The sequence below is a fragment of the Acidovorax sp. HDW3 genome, assembly GCF_011303755.1.
Taxonomy (GTDB): domain Bacteria; phylum Pseudomonadota; class Gammaproteobacteria; order Burkholderiales; family Burkholderiaceae_C; genus Paenacidovorax.
This window is the reverse complement of the sequence record NZ_CP049885.1, coordinates 501258-516721: the sequence shown is the minus strand read 5'-3', so window position 1 is coordinate 516721 and position 15464 is coordinate 501258. Positions and strand designations below refer to the sequence as shown.

Genomic DNA, 15464 nt, shown 5'->3' with positions numbered 1-15464 from the left:
GAACGCGACAATCGGGCTCCATACCATCGCACTCGCACTGGAGCCCTGTCATGCCGCGCTTTTCCGCCAACCTGAGCCTGCTGTTCACCGAGGTGCCCTTTCTTGAGCGCTTCGAGCGCGCAGCGCAGGCCGGGTTTGCCGCCGTCGAATTCATGTTCCCCTACGCCTACCGGCCCGAGGACATTGCCGCGCGCCTGGCCGCCACCGGCTTGCAGGTGGTGCTGCACAACCTGCCCGCCGGCGATTGGGAGGCGGGCGAGCGCGGCATTGCCTGCCATCCGGATCGGGTGGCAGAGTTTCGCGCCGGCGTGGCGCGCGCCATCGCCTACGCCCAGGCCCTGGGCGTGCCCCAGCTCAACTGCCTCGCCGGCCCAGCGCCCGAAAGCGCAGACCCGGCCCTGGTGCACCAAACCTTGGTCGAGAACCTGCGCTTTGCCGCCGCCGCCCTGGCCGGCGCCGGGCTGCGCCTGTTGGTCGAGCCGATCAACCGCTACGACATTCCGGGCTTTTACGTGCACCGCACAGCGCAGGCGCTGGCGCTGATGGATGAGGTGGGCGCGCCCAACCTGTTTTTGCAGTACGACGTGTACCACGCCCAGCGCAGCGAGGGCGAGCTCGCGGCCACGCTTGCGCGCCACCTGGCACGCATCGGCCATATCCAGATTGCCGACAACCCCGGGCGCCACGAACCGGGCACGGGCGAGATTCACTACGGCTTTTTGCTGCCCTACCTCGACCGCATCGGCTACAGCGGCTGGGTGGGGGCTGAATACCGGCCCGCCGCCGGCACCGAGGCCGGCCTGGGCTGGCGCGAGGCACTGGCCGCCCCGCTTTGACCTGGCGCAACATGCCAGCGCCGCCCGATTGCCCGCCCGGCCCACACGCCGTAGATTGGTTGGCCGCGCCCGCCGCCCTGGGTGCAGAAAGGGTTTTCATGCCAGCGCCACTGCATCACCCACCCACCGCCGGCCCCAGCGCCACACCCGGCGGCGCCCGCATCCACACCCTGCCCCTGCCGCCGGTACCCAGCACGCTGCTGATCCCACTGGCCGCACGCGCCCACGGCGGGCGCTACTTTCCACAACTCGATTGCGCCGATACCCAGGCAGCCGGATTGCTGCAGCAGCTCGGCGCCGACGTCAGCGCCTACCTGGCCGACCGGCCCACCGTGCTCAACGTGCTCTGGCGCACGCGCCGCATCCGGGCTCTGGCGCAAGACTTCTTTGCTGCCCACCCCCCAGCCTGGGGCATCAACCTTGGCTGCGGCCTGTCGCAATACCTGCAGTGGCTGCCCGGGGCCGCGCACTGGCTCGACGCCGACCTGCCCGCCGTGATGGCGCTGCGCCGGCGCCTGCTGCCCACGCCCACAGCACGCCAGCACAGCGCCGCCATCGACCTGCAGACGCCCGACTGGTGGCCAGCACTGCAGTTGCCGCCCGAGGCCCTGGCGCAGCCGCTGTGGGCCATGTGCGAGGGGGTGCTGATGTACCTGGCGCCAGCCCAGGTGCGCCAGGTGTTGCAGGAATTTGCCGACCACGCACCGCCGGGCTCGCGCCTGGTGCTCGATGCGATTGCGCACTGCGGCGTCGGCCAGGCGGGGTGGCACGCCAGCGTCGGGCGCACCGGGGCGCAGTTCCACTGGGGCATTGGCTGCCTGAGCGAGCTCACCCGGATGCACCCACGCCTGCGCCTGCACAGCAGCTACAACGTGGCCGAATGCTACGGCTGGCTGGGCCTGTGGCTCGAAGCCCTGTGGCGGCCCTGGATAGGCGCGCCGCTGTACACGCTGGCGGTGCTTGAAGTGACTTGATTGCTATAAAAAATATAGCTGCTAGCGCTTATCTGGTAAGCGCTAGCAGCTATTTTTACGCCAAGATCAGAACTTGACGGTCACGCCCAGGTTGACCGAGCGCCCCATGCCCGGCACGGCTGTGCCCCAGGGCACGGCCGTGCCCGCCATGGTGCGACCCTGGCCCAGGTAGGCGCCGCCCTGCGGGTGGCTGTAGAGGCGGTCGAACAGGTTGTCCACGCCCAGGTCCAGGCGCACCTGCTTCCACTCGTAGCTGGTGCGCAGGTTGACCAGGGCGTAGCCGGCGGTGGGCAGCTCGTTGCGCACGGCGGAGACGCGGGTCTTGGCGGCCACCATCTGCAGCTCGGCCGCGCTGCTCCAGCCGCCCAGGCGGTGGCTCAGCGCCACGCGGGCATTCAACGGCATGGTGTTGTAGAGGTAGTCGCCGGTGCTGCGGTTCTTGCCCTGCACGTAGCTCAGCAGGCCGTTGACGCCAAAGCGGCCCCAGGCGCCGCTTTGGCCCAGGTCGGCAAAGCCCGAGAGGTCAAAGCCGTACAGGCGCGCGTCCTGGTTGGCAAAGCGCAGGTAGACGAAGCCCTGCTGCGCCGTCAGGTTGGCCGCGCTGCAGGCCGACATGCCGCCCATGCCGCCGCCGCAGCGCACGGCGTCGATGTAGTTGTCCACATAGCTCAGGTAGGGCGTGAGCTTGACGCCCCAGCGCTCACCCGTGCTGTCGTGCCAGTCGGCGGTGGCGCTCAGGGTGTTGGCCACTTCGGGCTTGAGGTTGGGGTCGCCAAAGTAGCCGTTGCCGTCGCCCGCCAGGTTGACCATGCGCATGGCCATGCCGCCGGTGCTCCAGCTGTAGCGCTCGTACAGGTTGGGGGCGCGGTTCTTGTGCGCAAAGCCGAACTCGTAGCTGGCGTTGGCGTTGGGCGTGTAGCGCGCCAGGGCGCTGGCGTCCAGGTGCTTGTCGTTGCGGCTGCGATCCTGGGCGTTGAAGGCCTTGGCCTCCATGTCGTAGCCGCTGTTGTAGCCCTGCACGGCACCGCTGTCGCTCTTGACCTGGGCGGCGCGCAGGCCGAACTGGGTCAGCCACTGCGGGCTCCAGCGCGCCTCCCACTCGGCAAAGACGTCGAAGCGGTCGCGCTGGCCGTCACGGATGTTCCAGAAGGTGTTGGGCGCCATGCCGCCGCCCGAGGGCAGCCACCAGTCGTCGAGCCGGTAGCGCAGCAGCTCGGCGCCCACGCGCAGGGTGTCGCGCGCGCTCACGTTGATGTCGGCCTTGAGCTGCGCGCCGGTGGTCTTGCCCTCGGTGTCCATCGGCATTCCGGGCACGTTGTTGCTGGCGCCGTACCAGAACTGCTTGTCCTGGCCGAAGTTCATGCCGTGGCGGGTTTTCTCGTGGTACACGCGCGCCTGCAGCTGGCCCCAGTCGTACTGGCCGAGGTAGCGCAGGTTGAACTGGTTGCTGTCGTTGCGCGTCATGTCCATGCGCTGGTTGGCAAAGTTCTGGTACGGAATATCCTGCTGCCCCAGGCGCAGCTCCAGCAGGTGCGCCTCGCTGCGCAGGGCGTAGGTCAGGGCATGGTTGCGCGCCTTGTAGCTGCTCGAACCCACTTCGTCGCCGGCAATCCACTGCTGCGGCTTGTTGCTGGCCGCCGGGCCTGCGGGGTGGAAGTTGCCGCCGGCGCGGTAGTTGTCAGACTGGGCGCTGGAGCCGTCGTAGCGCAGACTCATCTGCTCATTGGCCCAGGTGGCGTTCACATGGCCGCCGCTGGCCGCGCCGTTGCTGCGGTAAAAACCGCCGATTTCGCCCTTGAGCAAGGTGCCCTGGCCGGGCGCAGCAAATTCAGGCGGCAGCGATTCGACCTGGATGGTGGCGCCAATGCTGTCGCCGCCCACACTCACCGGGGTGATGCCGGCAAACAGCCGCACCTTGCCCACGCGCGTGGGGTCGATGTAGGACAGCGGCGGGTTCATGTGGTTGGCGCAGGCCGAGTACAAATCCATGCCGTCGAGCTGGATGCGCAGGCGGTCGTCCGTCATGCCGTGCACGCTCGGCAGGCTGGAGACGCCGCCCGCCCCCTGCAGGCTCACGCCCGGCAGGGACTGCAGCAGGCTGGCGCTGTCGCTGCTGCGCGTGCGCTCGGCCGCCAGGGCGGCGGCATCGGCGTCGGCCGCGCCCAGGGGCAGCACTGCTGCCTTGGGCGATTGCACGGTGACGGTGCCCAGCTGCGCCTCTTGCGCCCCGGCCCACAGGGGCAGGGCAGCGAGCAGCGCGCACAGCGGGCGCAGGGCCAGGCGCTGCGGGCGGGCAGCGGCAGAGGAAGAAGAAGCAAAACGGTTCATGGCAAAAAATCACAAGCACAGGCACAGCAGCGCACAACCAGGGGCGGGCAGCCGGCCTCAAAAATCAAAAAACAAAGACGCGAAGGGGGCCGATCAGGCCAGCGGCGGCGCCTGTGCCGGTGGGCGTTCGTGTGCGCGTGCGGGCACGGCAGCCATTGCCACCGGCGCCCAGGCCAGCGGCTGCGGCAGGGCTTGCAGCAACGGCAGGGGCGGCGCCAGGGGACCGGGCGCGCTGGCATTGCCGGCCACGCTGCACACCGGGCAGGCCGTGCCGTGGGTGCCGGGCAGGGGGCTGCCGCCATCATCTTCGGGCGCAAACTGCCCGCCGTGGGCCGAGCAGATGTCGCTGTGCATGTACTGCAGCGTCAGCCGCTGCGCCCAGTGCGCGGTGCTGAAGCTGCCCAGGCACAACTGACCGAGCAGCGCCAACAGCGCCAGGGCCATGCCCAAGCCGAGGCGCTGTTGCGAAAGGGATGCACTGCGGGAATTCACGGCTTGGCATCATGCCGCAGCGGCGCTAGCGCTTTGTTGTGACGCATCAAATAAACGCCGAGGTTGCATGGCTGCAACGCCCCCAAGCGCTCAGGCATGGTGCGAATGCCCCGGCCATGCACAATGCCGGCATGTCGGCCGCCTCTGCCACCGCTGCCCCCACCAACGTCATCGACCAGCTGTACCAGGACGCCCTGGGCGCCACCGGTGGCGCGCATTACGCTGCCCCGTTCACCCGTTTTGAAACCCTGGGGCGCACCCGCTCCAGCTGGAACCACGCCGCCGCTTTCTGCACCCTGGGCTGGTTGCTGTACCGCCGGCTCTGGAGCCAGGCGCTGCTCTATTCCGGCCTGCTGCAGGCTTTGTTGCTGCTGTGGTTTGCCCTGCTGCGCCCCTGGCTGGCGCCGGCGCAACCCATAGAGCTGGGGCTGGCCCTGGCCCTGCTGCTGCTGGGCTGCGCCCTGCCCGGCCTGTGGGGCGATGCCCTGGTCTATCAAGACATACGGGCACGCACGCTGCAGGCGCTGGCGCAAGCCCCCACCATCGCCCAGGCGCGCACCGCGCTGCAGCAGCAGGCCCCGAGCCGCCAGCGCCTGTTCGGCCTGCTGGCCCTGTACCTGGGTGCCGCCCTGGCGCTGCTGGCCAGCGCCTTGTGGCGGGCGCCACCGGCGTACGAGCTGGTCAGCAACGTGCCTGTGCCCACCGCGCCTGCAGCGCCCGCACCCACGCCCACGCCCACGCCTGAACTTGCACCCGCAGCAGAGCCCGCGCCAGTGCCTGCGCCCACACCGGCGCCGGTGGTCGATGTCGCGGCCCCCGACACCGCTGCCACCGTAGCGCCCGAGCCCCCAGCCGCACCCGCTCCCTTGCTCGCGGCGGCAGCGCCGCCGGCAACCGAAAAACCTGCAGAAAAAGCCCCGCCCCCACACAAGGCCAAGGACAAAGAAAAGGCCAAAGAAGCAGCGAAGGGGAAGGCCAAGGAAAAAGAAAAACCCCAGCCCGCCACCCAAGTCGCCCACAAAGCCACGCCCGCCCCGGCAGCCGACAGCAGCGCCGCACGCCACTACGTCACCATCGGCGTGTTTGCCGACAACGCCAACGCGCAAAAGGTGCAAAAGCAGCTGCAAAAAGCCAAGCTGCCAGTGCAGGTGCAGACCGTGGGCACGAACAAAGGCGAACAGTTTCGCGTACGTGCCGGCCCCTTTCACCAGACGCAAGAAGCCGACAAGGCGGCGCAGCGCATCCGCGAGCTGGGGCTGGAGGCGGTGGTGCTGCGCCAGCGCTGACGCTCACGCGGGCGCCACCACCGCCCGCCCATCCATCAATCGGGCAGAAACAGCGCCTGCAGGTCGCTCAGAAAATCAAAGCCCCGCTCCGTGGGGCGCACCTGCCCCATGTCGCGCGCAATCAGGCCCTTGCGTTCGGCGGCCTCCAGGCCGGCGGCAATGCTGGTGACGGCCTGGCCGGTGCGCTCGCAAAAATCCTGCAGCGCAAAACCGTCTTTGAGGCGCAGGGCGTTGAGCAGGTACTCAAACGGCAGATCGGCGCGGCGCACCTCCTCGTCCTGCGCCACGGCGTTGCCCTGCAGGGCCTTGTCCATGTACAGGCGCGGCTCGCGCAGGCGCACCTGGCGCACGACGCGGTGCGCAAAGCTGAGCTTGCTGTGCGCGCCGGCGCCAATGCCCAGGTAGTCGCCAAACTGCCAGTAGTTGAGGTTGTGCGTGCACTGGTGCGCCGTGCCGCGCGCGTAGGCCGAGACTTCGTAGCGCGCCAGGCCGGCCTGGGCCGTACGCTCGGTGATGTGGTCGAGCATGGCGTAGGCCAGGTCGCCCTCGGGCAGCTGGCGCGGCGGGTGCTTGGCGAAGTAGGTGTTGGGCTCGATGGTGAGGTGGTAGATCGACAGGTGCGGCGGCGCAAACGACAGCGCCGTCTGCACGTCGCGCTCCAGGTCGGCCAGGCTCTGCCCCGGCAGGGCGTACATCAGGTCGAGGTTGAAGGTCTCGAACACCTGCGCCGCCTCGGTGAGTGCAGCGCGCGCCTGGGCGCCGTCGTGCACGCGGCCCAGGGTTTTGAGGAAGCGGTCGTCAAAGCTCTGCACCCCCACCGACAGGCGCGTGACGCCAGCGGCGCGAAAGGCGCGAAAGCGGTCTTTTTCAAACGTTCCAGGGTTGGCTTCGAGGGTGATTTCGCAGTCGGCCTCCAGGCGCAGGCGCGCGCGGATATCCGACAGCAGACGGTCGATGGCCTCGGGCGAGAACAGGCTGGGCGTGCCGCCGCCGATGAAGATGCTCACCACCTGGCGCCCCCAGATGAGCGGCAGGGCGGCGTCGAGGTCGGCGATCAGGGCGTCGAGGTAGCGCTGCTCGGGCAGCGCGCCCTGGGCGCTGCTTTGCCAGGCGTGCGAGTTGAAGTCGCAGTACGGGCATTTGTGCAGGCACCAGGGCAGGTGCACGTACAGCGACAGCGGCGGCAAGCTGGTCAGTTGCAGCAGGCCGGGGCGCAGGTAGTGCTGGATGTCGGGCAGGCTCATAGCCAGCGCTCGCGCAGCAGTTGCAGCATCTGCTGCGCCGCCCGGCCCCGGTGGCTGTGGGCGTTTTTCACTTCGGCAGGCAGCTCGGCAAAAGTCTGGCCGAGCGCCGGCAGCAGCATCACCGGGTCAAAGCCAAAGCCGCCGCTGCCCCGGCGCTCGCGCGTGATCTCGCCTTCGACCCGGCCAATGGCGATCAGCGGCTCCGGATCGCGCGGGCTGCGCACCGCCACCAGGGTGCTGACCATGGCGGCACGCCGGTCGCTGTGGCCCTGCAGCTGCTCCAGCAGGGCGCGCACATTGTTGTCGTCGCCCTTGGCGTAGCCGAACTCGGTGGCGTAGTAGGCGGTATCGACCCCCGGCAGGCCACCAAAGACGTGCACGCACAGGCCGGCATCGTCGGCGATGGCAGGCAGGCCGGTGTGTTCAGCGGCAAAGCGCGCCTTGGCCAGGGCGTTTTCGACGAAGGTGCAGTGCGGCTCGGGGGCCTCGCCCACGCCCAGCTGCGCCTGCGCCACCAGCTGCACGCCCAGCGGCGCGAACAGGGTCTGCAGCTCAGCGAGTTTGCCCTGGTTGTTCGATGCGAGTACGATTCTCATGATGAAATTGGCCTCCAAGGCTTATGCAGTAAGCGCGAATAGCTATTATTTTGATAGCACATCGCGCTGCAGCTGCACCAGCTCGCCAATGCCTTTTTCGGCCAACGCCAGGAGCTGGTTCATCTGCTCGCGCGTGAAGGCCACGCCTTCGGCCGTGCCCTGCACTTCGACGAAATGCCCGGCGCCGGTCATGACGACGTTCATGTCGGTGTCGCAGGCCGAGTCTTCCACGTATTCCAGATCGAGCAGCGCCTGGCCCTGCACCAGGCCGACGGAGATGGCGGCCACCGGCCCAAGAATGGGCGACTGCGCCAGCTTGCCCTCGGCCAGCAGGCGGCTGACGGCGTCTTGCGCGGCCACGAAGGCGCCGGTGATGGCCGCCGTGCGCGTGCCGCCGTCGGCCTGCAGCACGTCGCAGTCGAGGGTGATGGTGCGCTCGCCGAGCTGCTTCAGGTCGAACACGGCGCGCAGGCTGCGCCCGATCAGGCGTTGGATCTCCTGCGTGCGCCCGGTCTGCTTGCCCTTGGCCGCTTCGCGGCTGCTGCGCGTGTGCGTGGCGCGCGGCAACATGCCGTATTCGGCCGTGACCCAGCCTTCGCCGCTGCCTTTCTTGTGCGGCGGCACTTTTTCTTCGACCGAGGCGGTGCACAGCACCTGGGTGTCGCCAAACTCGATCAGCACCGCGCCTTCGGCGTGGCGGGTGTAGTGGCGGGTGATGCGCACCGGGCGCAGTTGATCGGCGGCGCGGGCGCCGCTGCGGGTGAATACGGTCATGGGATGGGGCTCCAAGAAAAAAGGCGCCCCACCGCAAGCCAGCGCGGCGCCCAGGGCCTGGGTTCAGGCTTTGCGCGCCGCCGAACGGCGGATGGCTTCGTTGATCTCGGCGATCGAGCGTTCGATGGCGTCGTCGTCGAGGTCATCGACGATGGCGTCCACCGGCCCGGCCTGGATGGTCGATTCAAAGGCTTCGTCGTCAAAGCCTTCGGTGGAAATGCCCTGGGTGGTGGCGAACGCGTCGGGCGTCTCCCACTCCATGGCGATGACGGTGACGTTGTCGCTGTGCTCGCCGGCCTTGCGCAGGGCGTCTTCGACCAGGTCGGGCACGGCGTGCGCCACCGCCTGGCGGGCAATCTGGCGCACGATGGTGTCGTCGCTCAAGGTACCCCACAGGCCATCGGAGCACAGCAGGATGCGGTCGCCCTGCTCCAGGGTGACGGGGCCGGTGATGTCGTAAATCGGCTTGGAAGGCGAGCCCAGGCAGGTAAAGAGCACGTTGCGGTTGACCTTCTCCAGTCCGGCAATCGCCATTTTGCGCAGCTCCTGGTAGGAGTGGTCGCGCGTGCGCGCCAGCAGCTCGCCGCCGCGCACCATGTACAAGCGCGAGTCGCCACAGTGAATCCACTCGGCACGCCCGTCCTGCACCACGGCGGCGACCAAGGTGGTGCGCGGCGTGTCGGCCATGCCCTTTTCCATGGCATGGCGCAAGATTTGGTGGTGCGCGGCCATCAGCGCCTCGGCCAAAAATTCTTTCACATCCGGCAGCTTGGGGCGCGCCTGGCGTTGAAACAGGGCGGAGACGGTCTGCAACGCGATCTGCGCCGCCACCTCGCCGTCGGGGTGTCCGCCCATGCCGTCGGCCAGGGCAAACAGCCCGGCTTCACGCGTGTAGCAGTAGCCCATACGGTCTTCGTTCTTCTCGCGGCCACCCAAGCGGCTGACCTGGAACACGGAAAATTTCATTTGGGCTTGACTCCAATGCCGGTGGCCTCACCCATTTTTTGCACGTTTTTCTTCGTGTCGGAGACGAGGGTATCGAGTTGCAGGCGCATTTTTTCAGCGACGGTGAGCTTGGTGTAGCGCCGCTCGCCTTCGCGCGCCAGCTCTTTTTGCAGGGCAAACACCGACTGCGGGCGCGACAGCGGATCGAGCGCCATGCACCATTCGACGACCTCGATCAGGTTGTCGGAGTAGATGCCGCGCAGCTTGGTCAGCGCCAGCGAGAGGCGGTCTTTTTCGGTGCGCTGCGGCGCCTCGTTCGGCGGAAAGCCCTGCATACAGGCGTAGATGCAGGCGCCAATGGCGTAAATGTCGGTCCAGGGGCCCATCTGCGCATCGCGCCGGTACATCTCGGGTGCGGCAAAGCCGGGGGTGTACATGGGACGGATGAAGTTGCCCTCTTTGGACAGCACCTCGCGCGCAGCGCCAAAGTCGATCATCACGGCGCGGTTGTCGTCGGTGATGAAGATGTTCGCCGGCTTGATATCGAGGTGCAGCATCTTGTGCTGGTGCACGATGCGCAGGCCACGCAAAATTTCGTCGAACAGCGAACGGATGGTGGACTCGCGAAACACCTTCTCGGCCTTGAGGTCGCGCGCGGTGATGATGAAATCCTGCAGGGACGCGCCCTCCAGGTAGTTCATCACCATATAAACGGTTTCGTTCTCGCGAAAGAAGTTGAGCACGCTCACCACCGAGGCGTGCGAAATCTGCGCCAGCGAGCGCCCTTCTTCAAAAAAACTCTTGAGCCCGAGGCGGTACAACGAGAGCTTTTCCGGCGCCACCTTGGGCGCCAATTCGCCCACGCCGCGCGTAGCCAGCGAGGCCGGCAGGTACTCCTTGATGGCCACCTGCTGGCCCTCACCGTCGATGGCCAGGTACACCACGCCAAAACCGCCCGCCGCCAGCCTGCGCACTACACGATAGCCACCAATCATGGTGTCTGGAGGCAAGGGGGTTGGCTTGATCTTGGGCGACGACATAGTGGGAGAAAAAACCTCGGGCAGGGAGCGGAACCCGGATAATCGCGGGCATCGCAAGCAACCATCGGAAAGTCCTATGCCAGTTTACAGCATGACCGGATACGCCAGCGCCCAGCAAGGCGCCGCCCAAGAAGGGGGTGAAAACGCCGTATCCGCACAGCGCCTGGGGCTGGAAATACGCTCCGTCAACAGCCGTTTTCTCGACCTGGTGCTGCGCCTGCCTGACGAGCTGCGCGCCCTCGAACCGGCGCTGCGCGCGCAGCTCACGGCCCGCCTCAAGCGCGGCAAGGTCGAACTGCGCGCCAGCCTGGACAACGCCGGCGCAGCCGCTCTGCCCCAGCCCAACGCCCAGCTGCTGCAGCGCCTGGGCAGCTTGCAAGACACCGTCCGAGCCTGGCTGCCGCAAGCCGCGCCCCTGAGCGTGGCCGACACCCTGCGCCTGTGCGCCGGCAGCAGCAGCAACACCGAGCAAGACTGGAGCGCCACCGCCCACGCCCTGGCCGAGCAAGTTCTGAGCGAATTGCTGGCCGCCCGGGCACGCGAAGGCGAGCGCCTGGCCGCCATGCTGCACGAGCGCCTGGCGCAGCTGCGCACCTTGGCGGCGCAGGCCGTGCCGCTGGTGCCGCTGCTGGTAGAGCAGCAACGCCAACGCTTCTTGGAGCGCTGGAGAGAAGCCCTGACCCTGGGCGATGGCCAGGTGCCCCCCGAGGCAGCCCGCGACCGGGCGCTGACCGAAGCCACCGCCTTTGCCATCCGCATCGACGTGGCCGAAGAAGTCACCCGCCTGCAGGCACACCTCGACGAGATCGAGCGCCTGCTCGGCCAGGGCGGCGATATCGGCAAACGCCTGGACTTTCTCATCCAGGAACTGCACCGCGAAGCCAACACCCTGGGCTCCAAATCGGCCACGCTCGAACTCACGCGCATCAGCGTCGATATGAAGGTGCTGATCGAGCAGATGCGCGAGCAAGTGCAGAACATCGAGTGATAATCTCGTTTTGACAGCTATAGCTATTGGAGTTCCGACAGATGGACTATCCCGGAAATCTGTTCGTCGTCTCAGCGCCCAGCGGGGCAGGCAAGTCCACCCTGGTCAAGGCCCTGCTCGAGCTCGACTCACAAGCCCACCGTTCCATTTCGCACACCACCCGCGCCCCGCGCGGCCAGGAAAAGCACGGGCGCGAGTATTTCTTTGCCTCTGAACAAGAGTTTGATGCCATGGTGGCGGGCAACGCCTTCATCGAATGGGCGCATGTACACGGCAAGCGCTACGGCACCTCGAAAAAAGCCATCGAGGAACGCATCTCCCAGGGCGCCGACATCGTGCTCGAAATCGACTTCCAGGGCGCCTTGCAGATCAAGCAATCTTTTGCCAACGCGGTGCTGGTTTTCATCCTGCCACCAAGCTGGGAAGAACTGCGCGCGCGCCTGGAGCGCCGAGGTGAAGACACCGCCGAAGTCATAGAAAAACGCCTGCACAATGCCGCCCATGAGATGGCGCAGGTCGAAAAATTCGACTTCGTTATAATCAACGAACTGTTTGAGCGCGCGCTTTTTGACCTCAAAGCCATCGTGCACGCCCAGCGCCTGAAGTACGCCGCCCAGCGCCGCGCCCGGGCCAGCACGTTCGAGTCGCTTCACCTCACCTGAATCTCCCGGAGAATTGCCCCATGGCACGCATTACCGTTGAAGACTGCCTGCAGCAGATCCCGAACCGTTTCCAACTCGTCCTGGCCGCCACCTACCGCGCTCGCATGTTGAGCCAAGGCCATACGCCCAAAATCGAAAGCCGCAACAAGCCCGCCGTCACCGCCCTGCGCGAGATCGCCCAAGGCAAAGTCGGCATCGAAATGCTGAAGAAGGTTCCGGGCTGATCGCCGTAGCCCCTGCCTATCGAGCACCGCTTGGCGGTGCTTTTTTTATACCTGCCCAGTCCGCGCTACATTAAGCCCATGAACGCGGTCCCGCCCCCAGCCCCCGAACCACGGCCCGAGCTCCCCGCCGACCCGGCCAGCCCCGCCACCGCCGCCGCCAATGCCGCTGCGGCGAGCTTTGCTGCGCTGACCGAAACCCTCGGCTATCTTGACTCGGCAAGCATTGAACAAGTACGCCAGGCGTACCGTTTTGCCGACATCGCCCACTTGGGCCAGCTGCGCAGCAGCGGCGAGCCTTACATCACCCACCCGATCGCCGTCGCCGCCCAGTGCGCGCAATGGAAGCTCGACGCCCAGGCCCTGATGGCGGCGCTCTTGCACGACGCCATGGAAGACTGCGGCGTCACCAAGGCCGATCTGATCGACCGCTTTGGCGCGCCGGTGGCTGAACTGGTCGATGGCCTGACCAAACTCGACAAGCTGCAATTCAACACACGTGAGGAAAACCAGGCCGAATCCTTTCGCAAGATGCTGCTGGCCATGGCACGCGACGTGCGCGTCATTCTCATCAAGCTCGCCGACCGTTCGCACAACATGCGCACGCTCTCGGACATGCCACGCAGCAAGTGGGCACGCATTTCGTCAGAAACGCTAGAAATCTACGCCCCCATCGCCCACCGCCTGGGCCTGAACCAAACCTACCGCGAGCTGCAAGACCTCTCTTTTCGCCACCTGCACCCCTGGCGCTACGCCACACTGACCAAGGCAGTGAACAAATCACGCCACCGCCGCCGCGACCTGATCCAGAAAGTGCAAGCCGAAGTCGATGCCGCCTTTGCCCGCATCGGTATGCGCGTGCGCCTGGCCGGGCGCGAGAAAACCCTGTACGCCATCTATCAAAAGATGCGCCTGAAGCACCTGAGCTTTGCCCAGGTGACCGACATCTACGGTTTTCGTGTCATCGTCCCAGGCGTGACGGACTGCTACACCGCCCTTGGGGTTCTGCACCAGATGTACAAGCCGGTTCCGGGCAAGTTCAAGGACCATATCGCCATCCCCAAGCTCAACGGCTACCAGTCACTGCACACCACCCTGGTCGGCCCCTCCAGCATCAATATCGAATTTCAGATGCGCACCGAGGAAATGCACGTGGTGGCCGAGGCCGGCGTCGCCGCCCATTGGCTGTACAAGGCGCAAGATGCCAGTGGCAGCACCGCCGAGCGCCTGGGCACCAAGTGGCTGCAATCGCTGCTCGACATCCAGAACGAAACGCGCGATGCAGCCGAATTCTGGGATCACGTCAAGGTCGATCTCTTCCCGGATGCGGTGTACGTCTTCACCCCCAAGAGCCAGATCATGGCCCTGCCACGCGGCGCCACAGTGGTCGATTTCGCCTACGCCATTCACAGCAACGTCGGCGACCGCACCACGGCGGCACGCATCAACAACGAGCCCGTCACCCTGCGCACCGAGCTCAATAACGGCGATGTGGTGGAGATCATTACCGCCCCCGATGCCACACCCAACCCCGCGTGGCTGAGCTTTGTGCGCACCGGGCGCGCACGCTCCAAAATCCGCCACCACCTCAAGACCCTGGCGCAAAACGAATCCGTCGGCCTGGGAGAGAAGCTGCTGGCCCAAGCCCTGCGCGCCGAAGGCATCGAGCTGCTGCCGAACGCGGAAACCGACCAACCCCTGTGGGAAAAGCTGCTGCGCTTCACCGGCAACCGCACCCGCGCCGAACTCATGACCGACATCGGCCTGGGCAAGCGCATTGCCAACATCGTCGCCAAGCGCCTGACGGCACTGCTGGCCGAACATGGCCAGCGCCCCGATGCCCTGCTCATGACCCGCGAGCGCTACACCGCCCAGGACAACATCACCCAGGGTGCGGTGGTGCTCGACGGCAGCGAAGGCGCCTCCGTCAAGTACGCACCCTGTTGTCGCCCGGTGCCGGGCGACCCGATCGTCGGCTACCTTGGCCGGGGCGAGGGCCTGGTGGTGCACCGCGCCCTGTGCAACGTCGCCAAGCGCCTGCAGCACAAGGATAGCGAGCGCTTCATCACGGTCGATTGGAACGAGGAGCCAACCCGCGCTTTCGAGGCGGGCATCAAGGTCACGGTACGCAACGGCAAGGGAATTCTGGCGCGCGTGGCCGCCGAGCTGGCCACCTCTGAAGCCGACATCGTGCACGTGGACATGGATGACGAAACCGCGCTCGACACCGTTGATCTGCGCTTTGTCGTCGTCGCACGCGACCAAACCCACCTTGAAAGTGCCCTGCGCAACCTGCGCCGCACCCCGGCGGTGCTGCGCGCCGAACGCGTGCTGCCGCAATAAAGCTCAGGTTTTCGGCGGATAGCGCACCGCCAAAATTTCAAGCGTACGCTGCCCTCCAGGCGTGGGCAGTTGTACCTCATCGCCCTCACGCGCCTTGAGCAAGGCACGCGCCACTGGCGAGATCCAGCTGATCTGCCCCAGCGCACTATCGGCTTCATCAATGCCCATGATGGTGACTTCGCGCTCGCTGCCATCGGAGTCTGCATAGGTCACGCTGGCACCAAAAAAAACCTGGTCGCTGCCGGCATGAACCGATGGATCGACGACTTCAGCGATCTCCAGGCGCTTGGTCAGGAAACGAATGCGCCGATCAATCTCGCGCAAGCGCTTCTTGCCATACAGATAGTCGCCATTTTCCGAGCGGTCGCCGTTGCTTGCCGCCCAATGCACGATCTCGACCAGTTTCGGGCGCTCATCATCAATCAGCGCCAGCAGCTCAGTGCGCAAACGGGCGTAGCCAGCTGGAGTGATGTAGTTTTTGCCCCCCGCAGGAAGCGGCGGCAGGCTCAGGCCCTCGTCATCATCACCATCGGACTCTTTGGTAAAGGCTTTGCTCATGGCGGCATTGTGCAGACAAAAACCAAAAAGCCCTGGAACCTTTCAGTTCCAGGGCTTCAAATTGGTGCGGCTGGCAGGAATCGAACCCACGACCCCTTGGTTCGTAGCCAAGTACTCTATCCAGCTGAGCTACAGCCGCTAAGCTTTGCATTGTAGCACGAATTCAGAGCATTTCTT

At 66.2% G+C, this 15464-nt stretch carries 15 protein-coding genes and 1 tRNA gene; 7 read left to right on the top strand and 9 right to left on the bottom strand.

Translation table 11 applies throughout. The features are described from left to right. The first annotated feature begins 50 nt into the window (after nucleotides 1-50). A complete protein-coding gene (gene hyi / locus G7045_RS02320) occupies nucleotides 51-836 on the top strand; it encodes a hydroxypyruvate isomerase (RefSeq protein ID WP_166156737.1) in 786 nt (261 codons plus the stop codon). Between the two features lie 98 nt (nucleotides 837-934). After that, nucleotides 935-1810, top strand: a complete 876-nt coding sequence (locus G7045_RS02315; protein WP_166156734.1) for a class I SAM-dependent methyltransferase — start codon at nucleotides 935-937, stop codon at nucleotides 1808-1810. A gap of 66 nt (nucleotides 1811-1876) precedes the next feature. On the opposite strand, the gene G7045_RS02310 is transcribed toward G7045_RS02315, so the two are convergent. Both G7045_RS02310 and G7045_RS02305 read right to left on the bottom strand, forming a co-directional pair. Then, nucleotides 1877-4138: a TonB-dependent receptor gene (locus G7045_RS02310; RefSeq protein ID WP_166156731.1), complete on the bottom strand. Its 2262-nt coding sequence runs from the start codon at nucleotides 4136-4138 to the stop codon at nucleotides 1877-1879. Nucleotides 4139-4231: 93 nt separating this feature from the next. Continuing rightward, complete coding sequence (locus G7045_RS02305) at nucleotides 4232-4630, bottom strand: hypothetical protein (RefSeq protein WP_166156728.1); 399 nt, start codon at nucleotides 4628-4630, stop codon at nucleotides 4232-4234. 131 nt (nucleotides 4631-4761) lie between these two features. On the opposite strand from G7045_RS02305, the gene G7045_RS02300 reads away from it, so the two are divergent. Further along, nucleotides 4762-5916 carry an SPOR domain-containing protein gene (locus tag G7045_RS02300; RefSeq protein WP_166156725.1) on the top strand — a complete coding sequence of 385 codons (1155 nt, stop codon included), beginning with the start codon at nucleotides 4762-4764 and terminating at the stop codon, nucleotides 5914-5916. A 35-nt stretch (nucleotides 5917-5951) separates the two neighbouring features. Here the strand turns inward: G7045_RS02300 and hemW are convergent, their stop codons facing one another. The 5 genes from hemW to G7045_RS02275 all read right to left on the bottom strand — a co-directional run bounded on the left by hemW (nucleotide 5952) and on the right by G7045_RS02275 (nucleotide 10515). Next, complete coding sequence (hemW, locus tag G7045_RS02295) at nucleotides 5952-7160, bottom strand: radical SAM family heme chaperone HemW (protein WP_166156722.1); 1209 nt, start codon at nucleotides 7158-7160, stop codon at nucleotides 5952-5954. After that, nucleotides 7157-7756: an RdgB/HAM1 family non-canonical purine NTP pyrophosphatase gene (gene rdgB, locus G7045_RS02290; protein WP_166156719.1), complete on the bottom strand. Its 600-nt coding sequence runs from the start codon at nucleotides 7754-7756 to the stop codon at nucleotides 7157-7159. Before rdgB ends, hemW begins: the two co-directional genes overlap by 4 nt. Nucleotides 7757-7801: 45 nt before the next feature. Continuing rightward, nucleotides 7802-8530 carry a ribonuclease PH gene (rph, locus tag G7045_RS02285; protein ID WP_166156716.1) on the bottom strand — a complete coding sequence of 243 codons (729 nt, stop codon included), beginning with the start codon at nucleotides 8528-8530 and terminating at the stop codon, nucleotides 7802-7804. Between the two features lie 63 nt (nucleotides 8531-8593). Next, nucleotides 8594-9496 (bottom strand): PP2C family serine/threonine-protein phosphatase, encoded by a 903-nt coding sequence (locus G7045_RS02280; protein WP_166156713.1) that lies wholly within the window; start codon nucleotides 9494-9496, stop codon nucleotides 8594-8596. After that, complete coding sequence (locus tag G7045_RS02275) at nucleotides 9493-10515, bottom strand: serine/threonine-protein kinase (protein ID WP_166156710.1); 1023 nt, start codon at nucleotides 10513-10515, stop codon at nucleotides 9493-9495. Before G7045_RS02275 ends, G7045_RS02280 begins: the two co-directional genes overlap by 4 nt. 91 nt (nucleotides 10516-10606) lie before the next feature. Between G7045_RS02275 and G7045_RS02270 the strand changes: the two genes are divergently transcribed. The 4 genes from G7045_RS02270 to G7045_RS02255 all read left to right on the top strand — a co-directional run bounded on the left by G7045_RS02270 (nucleotide 10607) and on the right by G7045_RS02255 (nucleotide 14729). Then, on the top strand, nucleotides 10607-11503 hold the full coding sequence (locus tag G7045_RS02270) for a YicC/YloC family endoribonuclease (protein WP_166156707.1): 897 nt from the start codon (nucleotides 10607-10609) through the stop codon (nucleotides 11501-11503). 41 nt (nucleotides 11504-11544) lie between these two features. Then, complete coding sequence (gene gmk, locus G7045_RS02265) at nucleotides 11545-12165, top strand: guanylate kinase (RefSeq protein ID WP_166156704.1); 621 nt, start codon at nucleotides 11545-11547, stop codon at nucleotides 12163-12165. A 20-nt stretch (nucleotides 12166-12185) separates the two neighbouring features. Then, nucleotides 12186-12389 (top strand): DNA-directed RNA polymerase subunit omega, encoded by a 204-nt coding sequence (rpoZ, locus tag G7045_RS02260; RefSeq protein WP_166156701.1) that lies wholly within the window; start codon nucleotides 12186-12188, stop codon nucleotides 12387-12389. 78 nt (nucleotides 12390-12467) lie between these two features. Beyond that, nucleotides 12468-14729: a bifunctional (p)ppGpp synthetase/guanosine-3',5'-bis(diphosphate) 3'-pyrophosphohydrolase gene (locus G7045_RS02255; RefSeq protein WP_166156698.1), complete on the top strand. Its 2262-nt coding sequence runs from the start codon at nucleotides 12468-12470 to the stop codon at nucleotides 14727-14729. A 3-nt stretch (nucleotides 14730-14732) separates the two neighbouring features. Here the strand turns inward: G7045_RS02255 and greB are convergent, their stop codons facing one another. Both greB and G7045_RS02245 read right to left on the bottom strand, forming a co-directional pair. After that, complete coding sequence (greB, locus tag G7045_RS02250) at nucleotides 14733-15287, bottom strand: transcription elongation factor GreB (protein ID WP_166156696.1); 555 nt, start codon at nucleotides 15285-15287, stop codon at nucleotides 14733-14735. A gap of 62 nt (nucleotides 15288-15349) precedes the next feature. After that, a tRNA-Arg gene (locus G7045_RS02245) sits at nucleotides 15350-15426 on the bottom strand. Nucleotides 15427-15464: the final 38 nt, after the last annotated feature.

Coding starts and splice junctions, on each gene's coding strand:
- hyi (WP_166156737.1), top strand. CDS start 51: ATGCCGCGCTTTTCCGCCAACCTGAGCCTGCTGTTCACCGAGGTGCCC.
- G7045_RS02315 (WP_166156734.1), top strand. CDS start 935: ATGCCAGCGCCACTGCATCACCCACCCACCGCCGGCCCCAGCGCCACA.
- G7045_RS02310 (WP_166156731.1), bottom strand. CDS start 4,138: ATGAACCGTTTTGCTTCTTCTTCCTCTGCCGCTGCCCGCCCGCAGCGC.
- G7045_RS02300 (WP_166156725.1), top strand. CDS start 4,762: ATGTCGGCCGCCTCTGCCACCGCTGCCCCCACCAACGTCATCGACCAG.
- hemW (WP_166156722.1), bottom strand. CDS start 7,160: ATGAGCCTGCCCGACATCCAGCACTACCTGCGCCCCGGCCTGCTGCAA.
- rdgB (WP_166156719.1), bottom strand. CDS start 7,756: ATGAGAATCGTACTCGCATCGAACAACCAGGGCAAACTCGCTGAGCTG.
- rph (WP_166156716.1), bottom strand. CDS start 8,530: ATGACCGTATTCACCCGCAGCGGCGCCCGCGCCGCCGATCAACTGCGC.
- G7045_RS02280 (WP_166156713.1), bottom strand. CDS start 9,496: ATGAAATTTTCCGTGTTCCAGGTCAGCCGCTTGGGTGGCCGCGAGAAG.
- G7045_RS02275 (WP_166156710.1), bottom strand. CDS start 10,515: ATGTCGTCGCCCAAGATCAAGCCAACCCCCTTGCCTCCAGACACCATG.
- G7045_RS02270 (WP_166156707.1), top strand. CDS start 10,607: ATGACCGGATACGCCAGCGCCCAGCAAGGCGCCGCCCAAGAAGGGGGT.
- gmk (WP_166156704.1), top strand. CDS start 11,545: ATGGACTATCCCGGAAATCTGTTCGTCGTCTCAGCGCCCAGCGGGGCA.
- rpoZ (WP_166156701.1), top strand. CDS start 12,186: ATGGCACGCATTACCGTTGAAGACTGCCTGCAGCAGATCCCGAACCGT.
- G7045_RS02255 (WP_166156698.1), top strand. CDS start 12,468: ATGAACGCGGTCCCGCCCCCAGCCCCCGAACCACGGCCCGAGCTCCCC.
- greB (WP_166156696.1), bottom strand. CDS start 15,287: ATGAGCAAAGCCTTTACCAAAGAGTCCGATGGTGATGATGACGAGGGC.